Consider the following 17,179-nt stretch of genomic DNA (forward strand, 5'->3'; position numbering starts at 1 on the left):
CGTCGTCCGACCATTTATTCCTTTTTATAATACACGAAATCTTTCCTGAAATAAAGAGTTTTTTCTTGACTTTTTTGATTTGCAAGATTATAATAGTCTCAATCGAGAAGATGTTGAGATGTAATACGTGGTCACTAGCTATTAGAGATTATATTAGCATTCACCTTCAATATAATCTGTAATAGCTAGTGAATTTTTTTACCAAAAGTTCACTCGCTTATGGGGGAACATATGCATTCCCACATCATGCTTATTTTTTAATTTTATGGAGGTAACTCACAATGAACAAGGGAACAGTGAAATGGTTTAACGCAGAGAAGGGCTATGGCTTCATCACAGGCGAAGACGGAAACGATGTATTCGTACATTTCTCCGCTATCCAGGGTGAAGGATTCAAAACTCTTGACGAAGGTCAGGCGGTTACTTACGATCTTACCGAGGGTGCTCGCGGAATGCAGGCTTCCAACGTTGTTAAATGCTAATTAACCATAAGCGAAAGGCCGGGGGATGTATGTCCTCCGGTTTTTTAATTTACGCGGGCAACGAGCCAAAGTCCATGCCCGCACGAGACCTTGGCGACTGCCGCGATAACTTGAGAAACTCGCGGAGCGTGTTTCTCATAGTTTTTTTCTAAATCTCTATAACAAAAGCGCTTATCACTCCGGGATTTTCCCGTCTGTGGTAAGCGCTTTTACTTTCTTTAACAATTCTGCTTATTCCGCTGTACTTTCGCTGATGGAATCTGCTGTGCTGTCACTTGCCGTATCTGCTGTGCTGTCCGAAGATGTATCGGAAGCATCAGAGCTGTCGCTGGTGTCATCTGCACTGCTGTCGCTGGATGTGTTAGTCTCGCTCAGATAATTCTGAATATCCGTCACGTTCATCGTTGTGGTTTCTTTCGTGCGGTTCGCCTTTTTCTCTGCTACCGAGTTCTGGTAAACAGCAACGGAGAACCAGCCGATCAGGGTAGCCAGAACAACGACGAAAGCGGTAACTTCCAGTCTCGTGATCCATCTTTCACGTCTCATGATTTTCTCACGGTTCGCTTTTTCCTTTTTATAGCGGTCAACTTTTTCCTGACTCATGGTTCTACTTCTCCTTTGATTTCTAAAAAGTGCTCGGCGGCACTTTCAAACATGTTGAAAATTATACTACATTTTCAACAAAAAGGGAAGAGAAAAGTTATAATGCAATGATAATTCCGCCGTCATTTGCATACATACTGCTGACGCCCTGGGTATCGAGTACGAAGACATCCTGTACCGCAAGGCGCTCCAGAAGGGCTTCTTTTACCATCTCGGCGCGCTCCGGGCAGTTGCAATGAGAGATGGCAAGCGTTTTGTTTTCTACATGCTGTGCGTCATTTACAATGGCATCGACCATTTTCATCAGTGCTTTGTTGATGCCGCGCGCCTGATCGAGCTGTACGATATCGCCCTCCGATGTGGCTCCCATAACCGGTTTGATCTTAAGCGCGGATGCAACAAGTGCTTTTGTTTTGGAAAGGCGGCCGTTTTTCCGCAACGTTTCGAGATTTTCCAGCACAAAATAGGTATGCTGTGTGCTGATGTAGAGTTCTACTGTCTCAACTACACGTTCAAAGCTCATACCGGCTTCTTCACACTCCACGATTTTTTTCACAATCAGTGTCTCACCGATGGATGCACTTCTGGAATTAAACACATGAATTTTCAGGTCCTCATCTTCTTCCTGTGCCAGGTTGGCTCCAAGCACTGCACTGTTATAAGATCCGCTGAGCTGTGCGGAAAGCGTTACCGCATAGCAGTGCTTTGCCCCGTTCAGAAATGCCGTGCGGAAATACTCCGGAGACGGGCATGCGGATTTCGGGCACTCCGGGCATTCCGCTACTCTCTTTAAAAAATATTTCTGGTCGAATGTCTCGTCATCCAGAATGGATTCTCCGCCGACTTCCAGGGTCAGCGGTGCAATTTCAATATTTCCTCTTTTTTTCATATCTGCTGTCAGTTCACAGCAGCTGTCTGCAACAATGTGAAAACTCATATATTTTGTCCCTCCAAACTTGATTCCGCTTTTTCTCACTGCGGACGTTTCGTATTTCCAATCACCGCTCTTTTTCAAACCTTCCTGAACTAGGGACGAATTCGACACAGTGAATTTTTTGATATTTTGTCATGTAGTTTTGATAACTACATTTTATCATAACACACTTAGTGCTCCATTGCAAAAAGTTTTTTCCCAATAAAAGTTTTTCCGTTAAAAGTTTTTTCCTTTTCTTGTCGCACTCCCCTTTTTGCGGTATACTACGGTCATACGGCTTTTTTGTTTATGGATATTTTTCCATTGCTTATTTTCAGGAGGTGGTACGTATGGAATGGACTTTTTCGGATTCGGTCCGGCTTTCCCTGCTTTCGTTTTCGGAAGCTTCCAAAGCCTGCGCGGCGCTGCCCGGATTTTCTCTTTTCCGGCGCAGTCTGCAGCCGGAGCGCATCGAATACTGCCGCGCAGAGCTGCTGCCTGACTGCCTGGTCGGATCGCTTGCCGTCCCGGACAAGACGCATCCGCTTCACCTTGCATTCTCGCTTGCGTTTTATCTCGACCGGGGGCAGCTTATTCTGGCAGCCGACGAACAGACACTTCCGGCTTTGCAGAGCCTCCTCTTCCCGGAAGAACCGCTCGATACTTCCGATGTCTTCCACCTGTTTTTCTCGTTTCTGGAATCGCTGATCCAGGAGGATATGCTCTATCTGCAGAATTTTGAGAAGCGCCTCGCGACAATCGAGGAGTCTCTTCTCGACACTCTGCCAAAAGAGCTGCAGCGGACCCTGATCACGATCCGTCGGGAGCTGCTCGTGTTCCATGCCTATTACCAGCAGCTTCTCGACATGTGCGAAATACTCTCCGAGGACGAAAATCACTTTCTTCCCCCGGAATGCGCCCGTCAGTTTTCGCGCCTTGGAAACCGCGTGGACCGTTTGTACGACCACACCCAGATGCTGCGGGAGTACGCCCTGCAGATCCGCGAGATGCAGCAGGCGCAGATCGACCTGCGTCAGAACGATACGATGCGGATTCTGACGGTCGTCTCGACGATCTTTTTCCCGCTTTCCCTGATCGCCGGCTGGTACGGCATGAATTTTACGCATATGCCTGAGCTTTCTGCCCCGTATGCGTACTTCATCCTGATCGGCGTCTGTATTCTCATTGTTGCTGTTGAAATTTGGTATTTTAAAAAGAAAGGCTGGTTTTAACTACGGATGATTATCCTGCAGATTACACAGTTAAAGAATTTTATGAACACTCTGCTCCGTCTCGAGACATTTGACCGCTTTCCCGTCTCCGAGGCGTCGATCACAACGTTTACGACGTTCTCCATCGACGGCAGTCTTCACACGGACTTTTTCGATCCCGATGACGCGCAGCTCTTAAAAGAAAAAGGGCGGACGCGGCTTCTCTGGAAAGATGTGAAATCGTTCTGCTATTCCGTCATCAAAGGAAAACGGACACCCCTGCAGTTCAAATTTGTGTTTCAGCTTCCGCAGGCGGCGTGCGAAAAAATGATCGCGGACCATGCGCTGCCGCTGGAAATAGAGAACGTGTTTGGATGCTTTCTGAATTTTCAGTATAAGGACGGAAAACTCTTACTTACCACCGGAACTTCCCTCAAAATCTTTACGATGGACAAGTCGCTCGACCGCGTCTTCGATGAGGAAGTCCGCCAGTTTCTGCTGAAAAATGAAATTGCATTTGAAGAACAGATATAAAGACAAAATACTTATTTAGAAAGGTTCTCTTTTTATGAATCAGATTATTATGTGGATCATGGCCGTCGGCGCGGTACTCGGCGGTGTCGACCGGATCGCTGGCAATCGCTTCGGACTTGGAAAACGGTTTGAGGAGGGCTTTACGCTGCTTGGACCGACGGCACTTTCCATGTCGGGCATCATCTGCCTCACCCCGCTGCTCTCCCGCTTTCTCCGTTTCGCCCTCGTTCCCATCTGGAACTTTTTTGGGCTGGATGCGGGACTTCTCGCCGGCATTCTCGCCATTGACATGGGCGGCTACCAGCTCGCCGGAGAGCTTTCGGCATCGCAGGAGATGGTGCGCTACGCAGGACTTGTGATTGCGGCGACGCTTGGCTGTACCATCACCTTTACGATTCCGGTCGGCATGGGAATGCTGAAAAGCGGCGACCGCCTCTTTTTCTCCCGCGGCATGCTGATCGGCACGGGCACGCTTCCCGTCACGATGATCGTCGGCGGACTGCTCTCAGGACTCTCTTTTCTGCAGATCGTACTTCAGTCGCTCCCGGTGCTCCTCTTCTGCTTTCTGCTGATGTTCGGCATCTGGCGTTTTCCGGAGCAGACCGTGCGCGCGTTCACGGTATTTGCAGATGTGATCCGGCTTCTGACGACGATCGGCCTCATCGCGGGCGCGTTCTGCTATATGACCGGCTTTTCGCTGCTCCCGGACCTTGCGCCGCTGGAGGACGCGATGGCGGTCGTCTCGTCCATCGGCATTGTACTGCTCGGCAGCCTTCCGACGGCGGAGCTTTTACAGCGGGTGCTCAAAAAGCCGCTCTCTTTTATTGGAAGAAAAACCGGCATGAACGACAGCAGTGCCGCCGGCCTTCTGATGGGCATTGTCAGCCCTGTTCCGGCGATCACAATGATGGAAAAAATGGACGAGCGCGGAAAGATTGTAAACGCAACTTTCCTCGTCTCCGCCGCATCGACCATCGCCGCACATATGGGATTTACGTTCGGCACCGATCCTGATTTTGTCGTGCCGCTTCTCGTTGCAAAGCTCGCTGGAGGCATCGCCGCCGTCTGTGCCGCGCTGTTTTTCACGAAGAACTCTGCTTAATTGTTTGAGAGCATGCATAGAAACGCAATAAGACCTGCGCCGTTTGAAAGCGCAGGTCTTATTGCATTTCTTACTTATTTTCTATTTCTTATTTCACCATATCCTCTTTGATAATTCCATGCTCTTTTAAGAGATCTCCAACTACATTTCCATCTACCAGTTTCAGCAGAGGTTTTTTCAGCAGGTTGAGCGGTCCAGGAAGCTCGATTTCCAGCGGAGATTTTCCATCCATCAGTTTCACGGAGCTGTCCAGCAGATCGCGGATATCGTAAACGCTGCCCCATACTTCCGGCACGCCGCGGTCTACGCCGAGGAGTCCGTAAACAGCTTCCATTGCGGTACGAACGGAATACTCTGTCGTGAAGATGGTATCTCTTGGTGTCTCAGCGAACTGTCCGAGGAATGCGAAGTTGACGCAGCCATCCGGGATGACATCCGGGCGGTCGCCCTTTCTTCGTGGCATAAAGAATGCGGTGATATACGGCATCATGGTCGGTACGCAGACAGCGCTGTTCTCTGCCAGCTCCGGAATCTGGTCAACCGGCACGCCGAGGTGGTACAGCCACTCTTCGGTGATCTCTTTACCAGTGCACTCTTTCATCGGTTTCTTCACATAGTCGCCAGGTACGTCGGTGAACAGGCTGTAAACCCATACACATACCTTATCTTTATCCTGCTCTTTGAACTGTCCCTGACGGTTGATGGTCCAGCTTAAAAGCCACTTGGAATCCTGGCAGCTTACGATACCGCCGGTAACAACCTTTCCGGTTCTCGGATCACGTTTGCAGATATTGGTGATATACGGAATGATCTTATTGTCGAGAGTGGTAATTGTTGCGGATTCCCAGTTTGTCTTTGCAATATCGGAGCAGAATTTCTCCGGATGTCCAAAGGACGGATCCTGTTTTGCAATGTTTTTCCACAGGCTCCAGCAGCCGCTCGTGCGGACCTCTGCATCACCGTTCGGTGCATGGTTCTGATCGCCGTAGATCGTGCCTTCGGTGCAGCTTCCGTTGGTAACGAAGACGAGGTCATTCTCGGTGAGAACGATGCCTTTCTCGACGCCGTTTACCTTGCACTCAATGGCTTTTGCTACTTTCTTTCCATCGTTGATTTCAAAGATAACGTTGGTTACTTCGGTATTGAACTGGAAGTCTACGCCGGCATCCTCGAGGTATTTCTTCATCGGAAGAATCAGGGATTCATACTGGTTGTACTTCGTGAATTTCAGTGCGGAGAAGTCCGGCAGTCCGCCGATGTGATGAATGAACCGCTGGAAGTACAGCTTCATCTCCAGTGCACTGTGCCAGTTTTCGAATGCGAACATCGTTCTCCAGTACAGCCAGAAGGTGGAATTGAAGACTTCATCATCGAAAACATCCTCGATCGTCTTGTCGTACAGATCCTCGTCTCTTGTCATGAAGAGTTTCATGATCTCCATGCAGCCTTTCTGGCTCAGGTTGAACTTTCCGTCGGTATGGGCATCCTCGCCGCGGTTCTTCGTTGCACGGCACAGGGAGTAGTTCGGGTCTTTTTTGTTCAGCCAGTAATACTCATCAAGAACGGATACACCAGGTGTCTCAATTGACGGGATGCTGTGGAACAGATCCCACAGGCACTCGAAGTGGTTTTCCATCTCACGGCCGCCTCTCATGATGTAGCCGCGGGTCGGATCGTAGATACCGTCGCAGGCACCGCCGGCGATGTCCATGGCTTCCAGAATGTGGATGTGATCGCCTTTCATCTGGCCGTCTCTTACAAGGAAGCACGCTGCTGCGAGGGCTGCGAGGCCGCTTCCTACGAGGTATGCGCTCTTCTCATCGACGCCTTCCGGTTTTTCCGGTCTTGCGAAGGCTTCGTAGTTTCCGTTGGTGTAATAAATGCCTTTGCTGTTTTTCTTATCTTTTCCGCGCTCGGTGTTGCGGTAATCATTCTTTGGTTCTGATGTTACAGTGGTTGTCTCCGCTGCTTTTTTTGCTTCACTCTTGTTTTTTGCCTGCAGCACTGCTGCTCCAGCTCCGATGACTGCTGCTGATGCGATTCCGAATTTTAATCCTTTTTTTGACATAGACGTTCATCCTTTCTTTTCTAAATACGACTGCCGGAATGTTTTTTCGAATTTCCGGTTTGTATAGGTTATGCTGCTTTCTTTGTTTTACAAGTTTCTATTTGTGTTGCCATTGTCTGTTGACAATTTGAATCTTACTTCATTTTTCCCCGCTTTTCCATTTACAAAACAGGGCGGATGATTAAATTTTTATCATCCGCCCTGTTTTGTAAAGTGTAACTATATTTTATTTCTTTTTTCAAAATTTCGGATGGAATTGACGACATTTCCTTCCATCGTGCGGTGCATTTTTTCCGCAATCATATGGTAATCCACTTTCATTCCGTCTTTGATCCAGTCGAGCATGACACCGGTAAAGCTATACTTATAGAAATCTGCGATAAAACTCTGATCCGCCTCGGAGATGCCGGTTCCCTTTGCTTTTTCCTGTACGACACCGTACAGCAGATCGTGCGTCAGATGAAAGAGATATGTTTCGATCTGCTCCCGGCTTACAGAGTGATAGACATTCATAATAAATGGTTTATTCTCGAGCACTGCCTCAAAAATCTGCTGCAGGCCTTCCTGCCATGTCTCATACGTTTTCTTCCCCTGCAGCGCCTGCGTCGCATCCTCCAGGCACGACCATTCGACAAGATCGTAGATATCCTTAAAATGATAATAAAACGCCATCCGGCTGATGCCGCAGTCTGTCGTCAGATCGTTGATCGTAATTTTGTCCAGCGGCTTTTTCAAAAGCAGCTTTTTTAATGACGCTTCCAGCGCCGCCTTTGTCGCATTTGTCATGTATTTCCTCCATTTTTCTTTTATGTACCCTCGGAATCTTTCTGTTCGAAACGCTTCTATGCTTTTTCATTGTAGCATATCCATTCTCCAGAAACAACTGCGCAGCCCTTCTGATCAGACTTTACAAAAAGTTTAGAAAGTACCGTAATACCAGTAAATTCAATACTTTCCGTTGTTCTGTTAGCACTCTTTTTTCTCGAGTGCTAATTTTCCCTTGACTTTTCCCTGTGCCAGTATTACTATAACTATCAGAGCAGTAAAAAAGCTGCAGACATCTAAAAAAGCATGATATCCCCGCTTTGCTGGATCAAAATATTTTTATAAGAAAAGGAGTGTGTTTCTCATGAGTGCGAAACATGGAAATCTTTCAATCAACAGCGACAATATTTTCCCGATTATCAAAAAATGGATGTATTCCGACCACGATATCTTCGTCCGTGAGCTCGTTTCCAACGGCTGCGATGCCATCACCAAACTGAAAAAGCTGGACGGCATGGGCGAATATACTCTGCCGGATGACTACAAAGCAGCCATTCAGGTGATTGTAAACCCGGATGAGAAAACCTTAAAATTCATCGATAACGGTATCGGTATGACCGCAGACGAAGTCGAAGAATATATTACCCAGATCGCCTTCTCCGGCGCTACCGAATTTCTGGAGAAATACAAAGACAAAACGAATTCAGATCAGATGATCGGCCACTTCGGTCTTGGTTTCTACTCTGCTTTCATGGTAGCAGATGAAGTTCACATCGATTCTCTTTCCTATAAAGAAGGATCCACCCCGGTACACTGGACCTGTGACGGAAGCACCGAGTACGATATGTCCGAGGGCAGCAAGACAACTGTTGGTACCGAAATCACTCTGTTCCTGAACGAGGACTGCCTGGAATTCGCAAACGAATACCGTGTCCGCGAAGTTCTGGAAAAATACTGCTCCTTCATGCCGGTTGAAATTTTCCTGTCCAAAGCAAATGCGCCGCAGGAATACGAGACCATCGATGAAAGCGAATTAAAAGATGACGACGTTGTCGTAGAGCACATCCACGAGGACGCAAAATACGAAGAGAAAGAAAAAGAAGACGGAACGAAAGAGCAGGTTGAAGTTTCCCCGGCCAAAGAGAAAGTAAAAATCAACAAACGCCCGGTTTCCATCAGTGATATCCACCCGCTGTGGACCAAACATCCAAACGAGTGCAGCGATGAGGATTATAAAGAATTCTACCGCAAAGTCTTCAACGACTACCGCGAGCCGCTGTTCTGGATCCACCTGAACATGGACTATCCGTTCAACCTCAAAGGTATCCTCTACTTCCCGCGTATCAACACCGAGTACGATTCCATCGAGGGAACCATCAAGCTGTACAACAACCAGGTATTTATTGCCGACAACATCAAAGAAGTCATTCCGGAATACCTGATGCTCTTAAAAGGCGTCATCGACTGCCCGGATCTGCCGCTGAACGTATCCCGAAGCGCACTGCAGAACGATGGATTTGTCAAGAAGATCTCCGAGTACATCTCCAAGAAATTCGCTGACAAGCTCTCCGGCATGTGCAAAACCGACCGTGAGAATTACGAGAAATACTGGGATGATATCAACCCATTCATCAAATACGGATGCATCAAGGACGAGAAATTCTCCAAGAAGATGATGGACTATATTCTGTTCAAGAACATCGACGGAAAATATCTGACTCTTGAGGACTGCATCAACGAGAATAAGAAAGAAGAAGCTCCTGCAGAGAACACCGAGGAGAAGGCTGAAACTACGGAGAATACCGAAAATACGGAAAACGCTGACGAGAAGAAAGAGCCGGAAAAAACGACTGTTTACTACGTCACCGACGAAGTTCAGCAGAGCCAGTACATCAACATGTTCCGCAGCCAGGGCATGGATGCTGTCATCCTGAAACACAACATCGACTCCGCTTTCATCACCCATGCAGAGCGTTACAACGAGCATGTAACCTTCCAGCGCATCGATGCAGATCTGACCAACGATATGAAAGACGAGTCCGGTGAGGATCTGACCGACGCTACAAATACTCTGACCGATCTCTTCCGCAAAGTCCTCGACAAGAAAGATCTGACCGTCAAAGTTGAGAACCTGAAAGACGAAAATGTATCCTCCATGGTAACGCTTTCCGAGGAGAGCCGCCGGATGCAGGATATGATGAAGATGTATGGCATGACCGGCATGGATCCGTCCATGTTCGGCGGACAGGAAACCCTGATCCTGAATGCAAAACATCCGCTCGTTCAGTATATTCTGAAGAATGGCGAGAACGACAACACATCCCTGTTCTGCGAGCAGCTGTATGATCTGGCAATGATCAGCCACAAACCGCTCTCTCCGGACGAGATGACAAAATTCGTAAGCAGAAGCAATCAGATTATGATGCTCCTTGCAAAATGATAAAGCACAGGCACAGCAAAACGCACCTCTTATAAAACACGCCGGATTTCTGGAATTTACCAGATGTCCGGCGTGTTTTTTCCTGCTTTTTTACTTTACGATTTCTGATCCAGATGGTAGAATAATTCTATTCGCCCTATTGAAAAATAAGGAAAATCACACGAAAGGTCTGGTATTTATTTCTATGAAAAAAGGAAAGCCATCCGCCCTGCTCCCGATCGCCGTTTTTCTGGTGTTTTATCTGGGGCTCGGCATTTATTCCGAGTATATTTTAAAAATTCCGATGGGCTTCTACAACATCCCCATCGTCGTCGCGTTTCTGGCAGCGATCCTCGTCGCCTGTCTGCAGAACCGCAGTGTCCCGTTTGAAGAAAAGCTCGCCCTCATGGGACAGGGCATCGGGGACAAAAACATCATCACAATGCTGCTGATCTTCCTCGCCGCAGGCACGTTTGTCGGCGTTGTCGGAAGGAGCAGTGCAGAGAGCGTTGCCTATTTCATGCTCTCCTGGATTCCGGCAAAGTATGCCGTCGCTGTGCTCTTTGTCGTTGCCTGCTTCGTCTCCACGGCCATGGGAACCTCCGTCGGAACGATCACGCTTCTCGTGCCGATCGCCTCTGCTGTTGCCGAGACCTCCGGCTTTTCGCTGGCGCTCTGCGTCGCCTCCGTCATGGGCGGATCCATGTTCGGCGACAACCTCTCTTTCATCTCCGACACGACAATCGCCGCCTGCAACGGACAGGGCTGCGAGATGAAAGACAAGTTCCGCGAAAACTTCTGGATCGCTCTCCCGGCTGCTCTTGCCGCGCTGGCGCTGATCCTTGTAATCTCCTTCCGACAGGCGCCGGGCACACCGATCGTCCACGAATACCATCTGCTGCAGACGGTTCCGTACCTACTCGTGCTGATCGGCGGCATCGCGGGCATTCAGGTGTTTGTCGTACTCCTTATCGGTATTGCTTCCGGTGCCGTTATCATGCTCGGTACGGGACAGACGACGCTCTGGGATATGCTCTCCAGCATGGGAAGCGGCACTTCGGGTATGTTTGAGACATGTATGGTTGCGATTCTTGTCGCTGCGATGTGCGCGCTGATTCGGGAAAACGGCGGCTTTACTGTCCTGCTTCGTGCCATTCACAAAATCTTCCGCGGAAAAAAGGGCGGCCAGCTCGGTGTCGGCATTCTCGTCGCGCTGCTCGACATTGCGACCGCAAACAACACCGTCGCGATCGTCATGGCAAACCCGATCGCAAAGCAGATGTCCGAGGACTACGGCATCACCCCACGGAAAACGGCATCGCTCCTCGATACCTTCTCCTGCATCTCACAGGGCATCCTGCCGTACGGCGCGCAGATGCTCGTGGCGATTTCCGCGGTGCATGAACTGGGATATGAGCTCTCCGCCTTTGAAATCATGGCAAACCTCTTCTATCCGGTCATGCTGCTTGTCAGTTCGCTGATCTTTATCTTCGTTCTGCCGGATCGGAAAAATGCCGAAAGCAATGCTTAAAAAGTTCCGTATCGGATCAACTCAAAAAATCATGTTAAAATGCCCACCGATTTCACTTTTTCGTTTGATTGGCGGGCATTTTTTTGCTTTTTTTGCAAAAATCGCCAAAATTGCAGTAACATTTACGGTTGAAATTCTTTTATGCGGGTAGTATAATCGGGGTCGTGACATTGAGAAGTAATGATGTTATGTGGGTTATGGGGAGAAAGGACAACAGACAAAGTGAAATTATTAAGACAGTTCCTTGTAATTATGGCGGTTTCGTTCATCGGAGAAATCCTGCACGCCGTGCTGCCGCTTCCGATTCCGGCAAGTATCTACGGCCTTGTGCTGATGCTGGCGCTTCTGATGACGGGGGCATTAAAACTTGATGCCGTCGAGGACGCAGGCAAGTTTATGATTGAGATCATGCCGGTCATGTTCATTCCGGCGGGCGTCGGCCTGATGGAATCCTGGGGTGAATTAAAAGCCGTTCTCGTTCCGGTTCTCGTGATTACGCTCGTCAGCACCATCGTCGTTATGGTTGTGTCCGGACGCGTGACACAGGCGGTCATCCGGCTGGAAAGGAAACACAAAGGAGGGGACGCAAAATGACAAATATGCTCTGTGAATCTGCATTTTTCGGCGTTGTCATCAGCCTTCTGGCGTATGAGCTCGGCATGCTGTTAAAGAAAAAATTTGGGCTTCCGCTTTTCAATCCGCTGCTAATTTCCATTGCAGTCGTCATTGTATTCCTTGCTGTTTTCGATATCGATTATCAGAATTATAATGACGGTGCAAAATACTTGAGCTATCTGCTGACTCCTGCAACGGTCTGCCTTGCGATTCCGCTGTATGAGCAGATGGAGGCATTGAAAAAGAATATCAAAGCCATCCTCGCTGGTATTCTCTCCGGCGTGCTGACGAGCCTTACCGTGGTTCTCGCGCTGGCGCTGATCTTCAATCTGAATCATAAAATGTATGTAACATTGCTGCCGAAATCCATCACAACAGCCATCGGCATGGGTGTTTCGGAAGAGCTCGGCGGTGCGGTGACGATCACGGTTGCCGTTATCATCATCACGGGTGTGCTGGGAAATATGCTGGCGGAGACGCTCTGCAAGCTGTTTCACATTGAGGAGCCGATTGCAAAGGGCATCAGTATCGGATCGGCCTCCCATGCGATCGGTACGGCGAAGGCCATGGAGATGGGCGATGTCGAGGGCGCGATGAGCAGCCTTTCGATTGCAGTTGCAGGTATTCTGACTGTGGTCGGAGCGTCGATTTATGCGATGTTTATCTAAAAACGAACACTGATAAAAAACAGAAAAAATCCGGGAATGGAAAGCAATGTAAAACTTTCCGTTCCCGGATTTTCTATCCCTGAAATTCTATAATTAAAAATTAAAATTCCGACTGCAGAAACTCTTCAATAAAAAGAAGCGCAGTAGCACTCCGGCCCTTCCGGGTCAATGCAGATATGCTCGAGCGTTCCGCTGTGCATCGAAAGCCCCATCGTCAGATCCTGCACAATCTGCTGCTTCGCCGTCTGGCGGTGCTCATAGATGTACTGATACACACTTTTCTTATTAATCTTTTTTAACGTAATTGTGGTAATACTCTTTTCGTTCACGCAAAAACGTCCTCTCTTTTACCGCTCCATCACATTGATCGACTCGATGCCGACGCTTCCGCCGCGCACGACTTCGATCTTGCCGAATTCCTCTTTCATCAGCTTCACAACTGCATCGTTTTTCGTCGCCGTCTGGACAAACTCGAGCAGCAGGCTGTCTTTTCCGTAGTCGATGACCTTCGCCTTGAACGTCTCAGCGATCTGGAACAGCTCAACTTTGTCAGCTGCGCTGCAGTTGAATACCTTGATATACAGAATCTCTTTCATGCGCACAAACACGTCGGTAAAGTCGATGACTTTGATGACCTCGACCATGCGGTTCAGCTGTTTTTTGATCTGCTCAAACGTCTCATCGTCACTGACCGTGGCGATCGTCATACGCGATACGGTCGGGTCCTCGGTCGTTCCGACGGTCAGGCTGTCCAAGTTATAGCTTTTTGCGGAAAAAAGCCCGGAAATCTTGGAAAGGACACCAACCTGGTTTTCTACGTACAGTGAAATCCATCTTTTTTTCATTCCCTTATTCATCGCGCTCTCCTCCTAACAGTCCATAATCATATCTTCGAGCGTTCCGCCCGGCTTGATCATCGGGTAAACCATCTCCTCCGGATCGATGATAAATTCGATGATCGTCGGAGTCTTGGTGTTTTTCTTCGCCTCTTCAAACGCAGCCGCGATATCCTCTTTCTTCATGACACGGATGCCTTTTGCGCCGTAACTCTCAGCCAATTTGATAAAATTCGGCGTGTATTCCGGGTACTCTTCTCCGTCTGTTCTGCGGGAAAGTGCACCGGCGCGCAGGTTCGTCATGCTGTACCGTTTGCCGTAAAACAGTTTCTGCCACTGGCGTACCATGCCGAGGTATTCATTATTGAAGATACACAGGATGACCGGCAGCTCCTCGAGAACGGCAGTCGCCAGCTCCTGAATATTCATCTGCATACCGCCGTCACCGGAAATCGCGATGACCGGTTTGTCCGGGTTGCCGATTTTTGCTCCGATCGCGCCCGGAAGGCCGTATCCCATCGTTCCAAGGCCGCCGGACATGATGATCTGGCGGTTTTCGGTAATGTCGACGTACTGACTTGTCAGCATCTGGTGCTGTCCGACGTCGGTGACGATGATCGCATCGTCAAACTGCTCGTTGATCGCGTTGAAAATATCGAGCGGTCCCATCACGCCGTTCTGGCGCATCGTCAGCGGATGCTCGTTCTTCCAGGCATCGATCTGGGCAAGCCATTTCGATGTGGAGCATCGCTCTACGTACTCTGCCATCTTCGTGATCGCCTCTTTTGCATCGGCTACGATCGGGATATCGACATGGATGTTTCGAGAGATCGAAGCGGTGTCTATGTCGATGTGGACGATCTGCGCGTGCGGGGCAAATTCATGCAGCTTTCCGGTGATACGGTCATTGAAACGTGTTCCGATCGAGAACAGCAGATCGCACTCGCTGACTGCCATATTCGCCGCATACGCGCCGTGCATGCCAAGGTTTCCGATGAACAGCGGATGTTTCGTGGAGATCGCGCCGCGTCCCATAACGGTTGTGACAACCGGCACCTGTGTTTTCTCGACCACTTCGCGGAACACTTCCTGCGCATGTGCGATGTTGACGCCGCCGCCGGCAAGGAACAGCGGGCGTTTTGCTTCGAAAGCATCTTTAACGCACGTTTTAACTGGCCGATGTGAACGCTGGTGTTCGGTTTGTAGCCGCGGATGTTGACGTTCTTCGGATACTCTGCGCTGCCGAGCTCTGCCATGACATCTTTTGGAAGGTCAATGAGAACCGGGCCCGGTTTTCCGGTGCGTGCGATGTAGAAGGCCTCTTTGATGATGCGTCCGAGATCTTCACGGTTTCTTACCGTCACGCCGTATTTCGTGATGCTGCGGGTGATGCCGACGATATCAACCTCCTGGAATGCATCGTTTCCGATGAGGTGGCGGGCTACCTGTCCGGTGAAGCAGACAAGCGGAACGCTGTCGTAGTTTGCCGTTGCAAGACCGGTGACCAGGTTGGTTGCACCAGGGCCGCTGGTAACGAGGCATACGCCGACTTTTCCTGTCGTTCTCGCATAGGCATCCGCCTCATGCACCAGCGCCTGCTCGTGGCGCGGCAGAACGATTTTGATTTCATCCTGTTTGTAAAGCTCATCGCTGATATCAATGGTGCAGGCTCCCGGATAACCGAAGAGATACTCGACACCCTCCTCCTTCAGAGCCTTTACCAGAAGTTTGTTTCCTGTAATCTGTTTCATATGAAAACCTCCTGTTCTAAATTTGCTGCATAAAAAATCCCCGAACATAAAACACCTTTTCTGTGCCTTACGTTCAGGGAGAATGTTTCCATCCACGGTACCACCTGAATTCCAGAAGAATACACTTCTGCTCATTCCGTACAGGATTTAACTTTTTTCATCCGATACGGCATCCCGGTAACGTGGGAACTACGTTGTAGCCTACTTGGAAAACATTGCTGTCCGCTTTTTCTGTTCAGTCCACTGCTCGAGGGCTACTTCCGCAGGCACGCTCACGGAGATTCTCACCAGCCATCTCCTCTCTTTGCTTTGCGCCGCCAGGTACTCCTCCCTGTCACTGCATTTTAGGTTTTGTTTTTTCTTAAATTACTGTCTATTATAGTCGGAAATGCCGCTCGTTGTCAATCGTTTCGCGCCCTTTTCTTGACTTTTCGCCCTGCGCGTGCTTTACTTAATCAGGTTTGTCTAATTAAAATAAGGAGTTTATACCCATGATGATTACATACACACAGGAAGAACTCTCTTCCATTGTCCACGCATTTGCTTTCCCGGGAACGATTACAGACTGGACGCCGCACGGGAACGGCCATATCAACGATACGTTTCTGGTGCGCTCCACCGAAAACGGCGTCCTCCGCAAATCGATTCTGCAGCGCATGAACCGCACCGTTTTCCGCAATCCAACGGAGCTGATGCAGAATATTGCACAGGTAACATCATTTCTGCGGAAAAAAATCACAGCCGCAGGAGGAGATCCATTCCGCGAGACGCTGAACCTGATTCCGACGACAGACGATGCCTGGTTTTTCGTCGATGAGCGCGGAGAATTCTGGCGCGCATTTCTCTTTATTTCCGATGCGTCCTGCTATGATGCCGTGACAGATCCAAAGCTGTTTTACGAGACCGGTAATGCTTTCGGCCGCTTCCAGCAGATGCTCTCCGATTTTCCGTCCGCCTCTCTTTTCAAGACGATCCCGGATTTCCACAACACACCGCTCCGCTACCAGGCGCTTTTACAGGCGGTACAGGCGGATCCGAAAGGACGGCTGAAAAACGTTTCGGATGAGATGGCGTTTTTCCTCGACCACGCAGACGATTACGGCGTAGCCGAGCGCATGAAGGCCTCAGGCGAGCTGCCGCTCCGCGTAACGCACAACGATACGAAGCTGAACAACATTATGATTGATGACAAAACCGGCGAGGGCATCTGCGTCATCGATCTAGACACCATTATGCCGGGACTGTCGATCTTTGACTTCGGAGATTCCATCCGCTTCGGCGCGAATACGGCCGCTGAGGACGAACAGGATGTCTCGAAGGTGTCTCTTTCCCTTCCTCTCTTTGAGAGCTATACAAAGGGCTTTCTCGCAGGCTGCGCAGGCTCTTTGACCCGCGCGGAAGTCGAAATGCTGCCGATGGGTGCAAAATTAATGACCCTCGAATGCGGCATCCGTTTTCTCGCCGATTACCTGATGGGCGATACCTACTTCAAAACCGCTTACCCGGAGCACAACCTCGTACGGGCGCGGACACAGATCGCGCTTGTAGCGGATATGGAGGAGAAATGGGGCGAGATGGAGAACATCGTCGCACGGGCTTCGTTTTCCCACTAAGCACCCGCATAAATTCACAGCATCAAAAAGACACAGCTGGAAGTATCTTTCTGCCTCCTGCTGTGTCT

General features: G+C 49.4%; 16 protein-coding genes, 1 pseudogene and 1 other annotated feature. Of the genes and pseudogenes, 10 read left to right on the forward strand and 7 right to left on the reverse strand.

Going from position 1 to position 17,179, the window contains the following annotated elements; translation table 11 throughout:
• Positions 1-281 precede the first annotated feature (281 nt).
• Positions 282-482 carry a cold-shock protein gene (locus DXA55_RS05465; RefSeq protein WP_022461996.1) on the forward strand — a complete coding sequence of 67 codons (201 nt, stop codon included), beginning with the start codon at positions 282-284 and terminating at the stop codon, positions 480-482.
• Between the two features lie 231 nt (positions 483-713).
• Here the strand turns inward: DXA55_RS05465 and DXA55_RS05470 are convergent, their stop codons facing one another.
• Positions 714-1,085 carry a hypothetical protein gene (locus DXA55_RS05470; RefSeq protein ID WP_022461995.1) on the reverse strand — a complete coding sequence of 124 codons (372 nt, stop codon included), beginning with the start codon at positions 1,083-1,085 and terminating at the stop codon, positions 714-716.
• Positions 1,086-1,182: 97 nt separating this feature from the next.
• Positions 1,183-2,022 (reverse strand): DegV family protein, encoded by an 840-nt coding sequence (locus tag DXA55_RS05475; protein WP_117813309.1) that lies wholly within the window; start codon positions 2,020-2,022, stop codon positions 1,183-1,185.
• 326 nt (positions 2,023-2,348) lie between these two features.
• On the opposite strand from DXA55_RS05475, the gene DXA55_RS05480 reads away from it, so the two are divergent.
• The 3 genes from DXA55_RS05480 to DXA55_RS05490 are packed head-to-tail and all read left to right on the forward strand — an operon-like array spanning position 2,349 to position 4,845.
• Positions 2,349-3,230, forward strand: a complete 882-nt coding sequence (locus DXA55_RS05480; protein WP_022461993.1) for a magnesium transporter CorA family protein — start codon at positions 2,349-2,351, stop codon at positions 3,228-3,230.
• Positions 3,231-3,236: 6 nt separating this feature from the next.
• A complete protein-coding gene (locus DXA55_RS05485; RefSeq protein WP_055221274.1) occupies positions 3,237-3,743 on the forward strand; it encodes a DUF5721 family protein in 507 nt (168 codons plus the stop codon).
• 34 nt (positions 3,744-3,777) lie between these two features.
• A complete protein-coding gene (locus DXA55_RS05490) occupies positions 3,778-4,845 on the forward strand; it encodes an ethanolamine utilization protein EutH (RefSeq protein ID WP_117813277.1) in 1,068 nt (355 codons plus the stop codon).
• An 88-nt stretch (positions 4,846-4,933) separates the two neighbouring features.
• Here DXA55_RS05490 and DXA55_RS05495 read toward each other — a convergent pair whose 3' ends face one another.
• Positions 4,934-6,913, reverse strand: a complete 1,980-nt coding sequence (locus DXA55_RS05495) for an oleate hydratase (protein ID WP_117509736.1) — start codon at positions 6,911-6,913, stop codon at positions 4,934-4,936.
• A gap of 219 nt (positions 6,914-7,132) precedes the next feature.
• Positions 7,133-7,699 carry a TetR-like C-terminal domain-containing protein gene (locus tag DXA55_RS05500; protein WP_022461989.1) on the reverse strand — a complete coding sequence of 189 codons (567 nt, stop codon included), beginning with the start codon at positions 7,697-7,699 and terminating at the stop codon, positions 7,133-7,135.
• 343 nt (positions 7,700-8,042) lie between these two features.
• Between DXA55_RS05500 and htpG the strand changes: the two genes are divergently transcribed.
• The 5 genes from htpG (at position 8,043) to DXA55_RS05520 (ending at position 12,911) form a co-directional block, all read left to right on the forward strand.
• Complete coding sequence (gene htpG / locus DXA55_RS05505) at positions 8,043-10,118, forward strand: molecular chaperone HtpG (protein WP_022461988.1); 2,076 nt, start codon at positions 8,043-8,045, stop codon at positions 10,116-10,118.
• 184 nt (positions 10,119-10,302) lie between these two features.
• Complete coding sequence (locus tag DXA55_RS05510) at positions 10,303-11,628, forward strand: Na+/H+ antiporter NhaC family protein (RefSeq protein ID WP_199605747.1); 1,326 nt, start codon at positions 10,303-10,305, stop codon at positions 11,626-11,628.
• Positions 11,609-11,779, forward strand: coding sequence for a hypothetical protein (locus DXA55_RS17035; protein WP_158565040.1), 171 nt, complete (start codon positions 11,609-11,611; stop codon positions 11,777-11,779). The genes DXA55_RS05510 and DXA55_RS17035 overlap by 20 nt, the downstream gene beginning before the upstream one ends.
• 71 nt (positions 11,780-11,850) lie before the next feature.
• The gene (locus DXA55_RS05515; RefSeq protein WP_117813279.1) at positions 11,851-12,222 is read left to right on the forward strand and encodes a CidA/LrgA family protein; all 372 of its coding nucleotides are present in this window, start codon (positions 11,851-11,853) and stop codon (positions 12,220-12,222) included.
• Positions 12,219-12,911, forward strand: a complete 693-nt coding sequence (locus DXA55_RS05520) for an LrgB family protein (protein ID WP_022461985.1) — start codon at positions 12,219-12,221, stop codon at positions 12,909-12,911. Before DXA55_RS05515 ends, DXA55_RS05520 begins: the two co-directional genes overlap by 4 nt.
• Positions 12,912-13,036: 125 nt before the next feature.
• On the opposite strand, the gene DXA55_RS17260 is transcribed toward DXA55_RS05520, so the two are convergent.
• The 3 genes and pseudogenes from DXA55_RS17260 to ilvB form a co-directional block, all read right to left on the reverse strand.
• Positions 13,037-13,240, reverse strand: a complete 204-nt coding sequence (locus tag DXA55_RS17260; RefSeq protein ID WP_055227113.1) for a hypothetical protein — start codon at positions 13,238-13,240, stop codon at positions 13,037-13,039.
• A gap of 18 nt (positions 13,241-13,258) precedes the next feature.
• Positions 13,259-13,768 carry an acetolactate synthase small subunit gene (gene ilvN, locus DXA55_RS05530; RefSeq protein WP_022463092.1) on the reverse strand — a complete coding sequence of 170 codons (510 nt, stop codon included), beginning with the start codon at positions 13,766-13,768 and terminating at the stop codon, positions 13,259-13,261.
• A 12-nt stretch (positions 13,769-13,780) separates the two neighbouring features.
• Positions 13,781-15,498 (reverse strand): annotated as a pseudogene (gene ilvB / locus DXA55_RS19200) (biosynthetic-type acetolactate synthase large subunit).
• A 71-nt stretch (positions 15,499-15,569) separates the two neighbouring features.
• Positions 15,570-15,845: a binding site (T-box leader), on the reverse strand.
• Between the two features lie 144 nt (positions 15,846-15,989).
• Here ilvB and DXA55_RS05540 point away from each other — a divergent pair.
• Complete coding sequence (locus DXA55_RS05540; RefSeq protein ID WP_117813281.1) at positions 15,990-17,111, forward strand: phosphotransferase enzyme family protein; 1,122 nt, start codon at positions 15,990-15,992, stop codon at positions 17,109-17,111.
• The last annotated feature ends 68 nt before the right edge of the window (positions 17,112-17,179 follow it).

The sequence above is a fragment of the Blautia sp. OF03-13 genome (assembly GCF_003460685.1).
GTDB lineage: Bacteria > Bacillota > Clostridia > Lachnospirales > Lachnospiraceae > Fusicatenibacter > Fusicatenibacter saccharivorans.

Coding starts and splice junctions, on each gene's coding strand:
- DXA55_RS05465 (WP_022461996.1), top strand. CDS start 282: ATGAACAAGGGAACAGTGAAATGGTTTAACGCAGAGAAGGGCTATGGC.
- DXA55_RS05470 (WP_022461995.1), bottom strand. CDS start 1,085: ATGAGTCAGGAAAAAGTTGACCGCTATAAAAAGGAAAAAGCGAACCGT.
- DXA55_RS05475 (WP_117813309.1), bottom strand. CDS start 2,022: ATGAGTTTTCACATTGTTGCAGACAGCTGCTGTGAACTGACAGCAGAT.
- DXA55_RS05480 (WP_022461993.1), top strand. CDS start 2,349: ATGGAATGGACTTTTTCGGATTCGGTCCGGCTTTCCCTGCTTTCGTTT.
- DXA55_RS05485 (WP_055221274.1), top strand. CDS start 3,237: ATGATTATCCTGCAGATTACACAGTTAAAGAATTTTATGAACACTCTG.
- DXA55_RS05490 (WP_117813277.1), top strand. CDS start 3,778: ATGAATCAGATTATTATGTGGATCATGGCCGTCGGCGCGGTACTCGGC.
- DXA55_RS05495 (WP_117509736.1), bottom strand. CDS start 6,913: ATGTCAAAAAAAGGATTAAAATTCGGAATCGCATCAGCAGCAGTCATC.
- DXA55_RS05500 (WP_022461989.1), bottom strand. CDS start 7,699: ATGACAAATGCGACAAAGGCGGCGCTGGAAGCGTCATTAAAAAAGCTG.
- htpG (WP_022461988.1), top strand. CDS start 8,043: ATGAGTGCGAAACATGGAAATCTTTCAATCAACAGCGACAATATTTTC.
- DXA55_RS05510 (WP_199605747.1), top strand. CDS start 10,303: ATGAAAAAAGGAAAGCCATCCGCCCTGCTCCCGATCGCCGTTTTTCTG.
- DXA55_RS17035 (WP_158565040.1), top strand. CDS start 11,609: ATGCCGAAAGCAATGCTTAAAAAGTTCCGTATCGGATCAACTCAAAAA.
- DXA55_RS05520 (WP_022461985.1), top strand. CDS start 12,219: ATGACAAATATGCTCTGTGAATCTGCATTTTTCGGCGTTGTCATCAGC.
- ilvN (WP_022463092.1), bottom strand. CDS start 13,768: ATGAATAAGGGAATGAAAAAAAGATGGATTTCACTGTACGTAGAAAAC.
- DXA55_RS05540 (WP_117813281.1), top strand. CDS start 15,990: ATGATGATTACATACACACAGGAAGAACTCTCTTCCATTGTCCACGCA.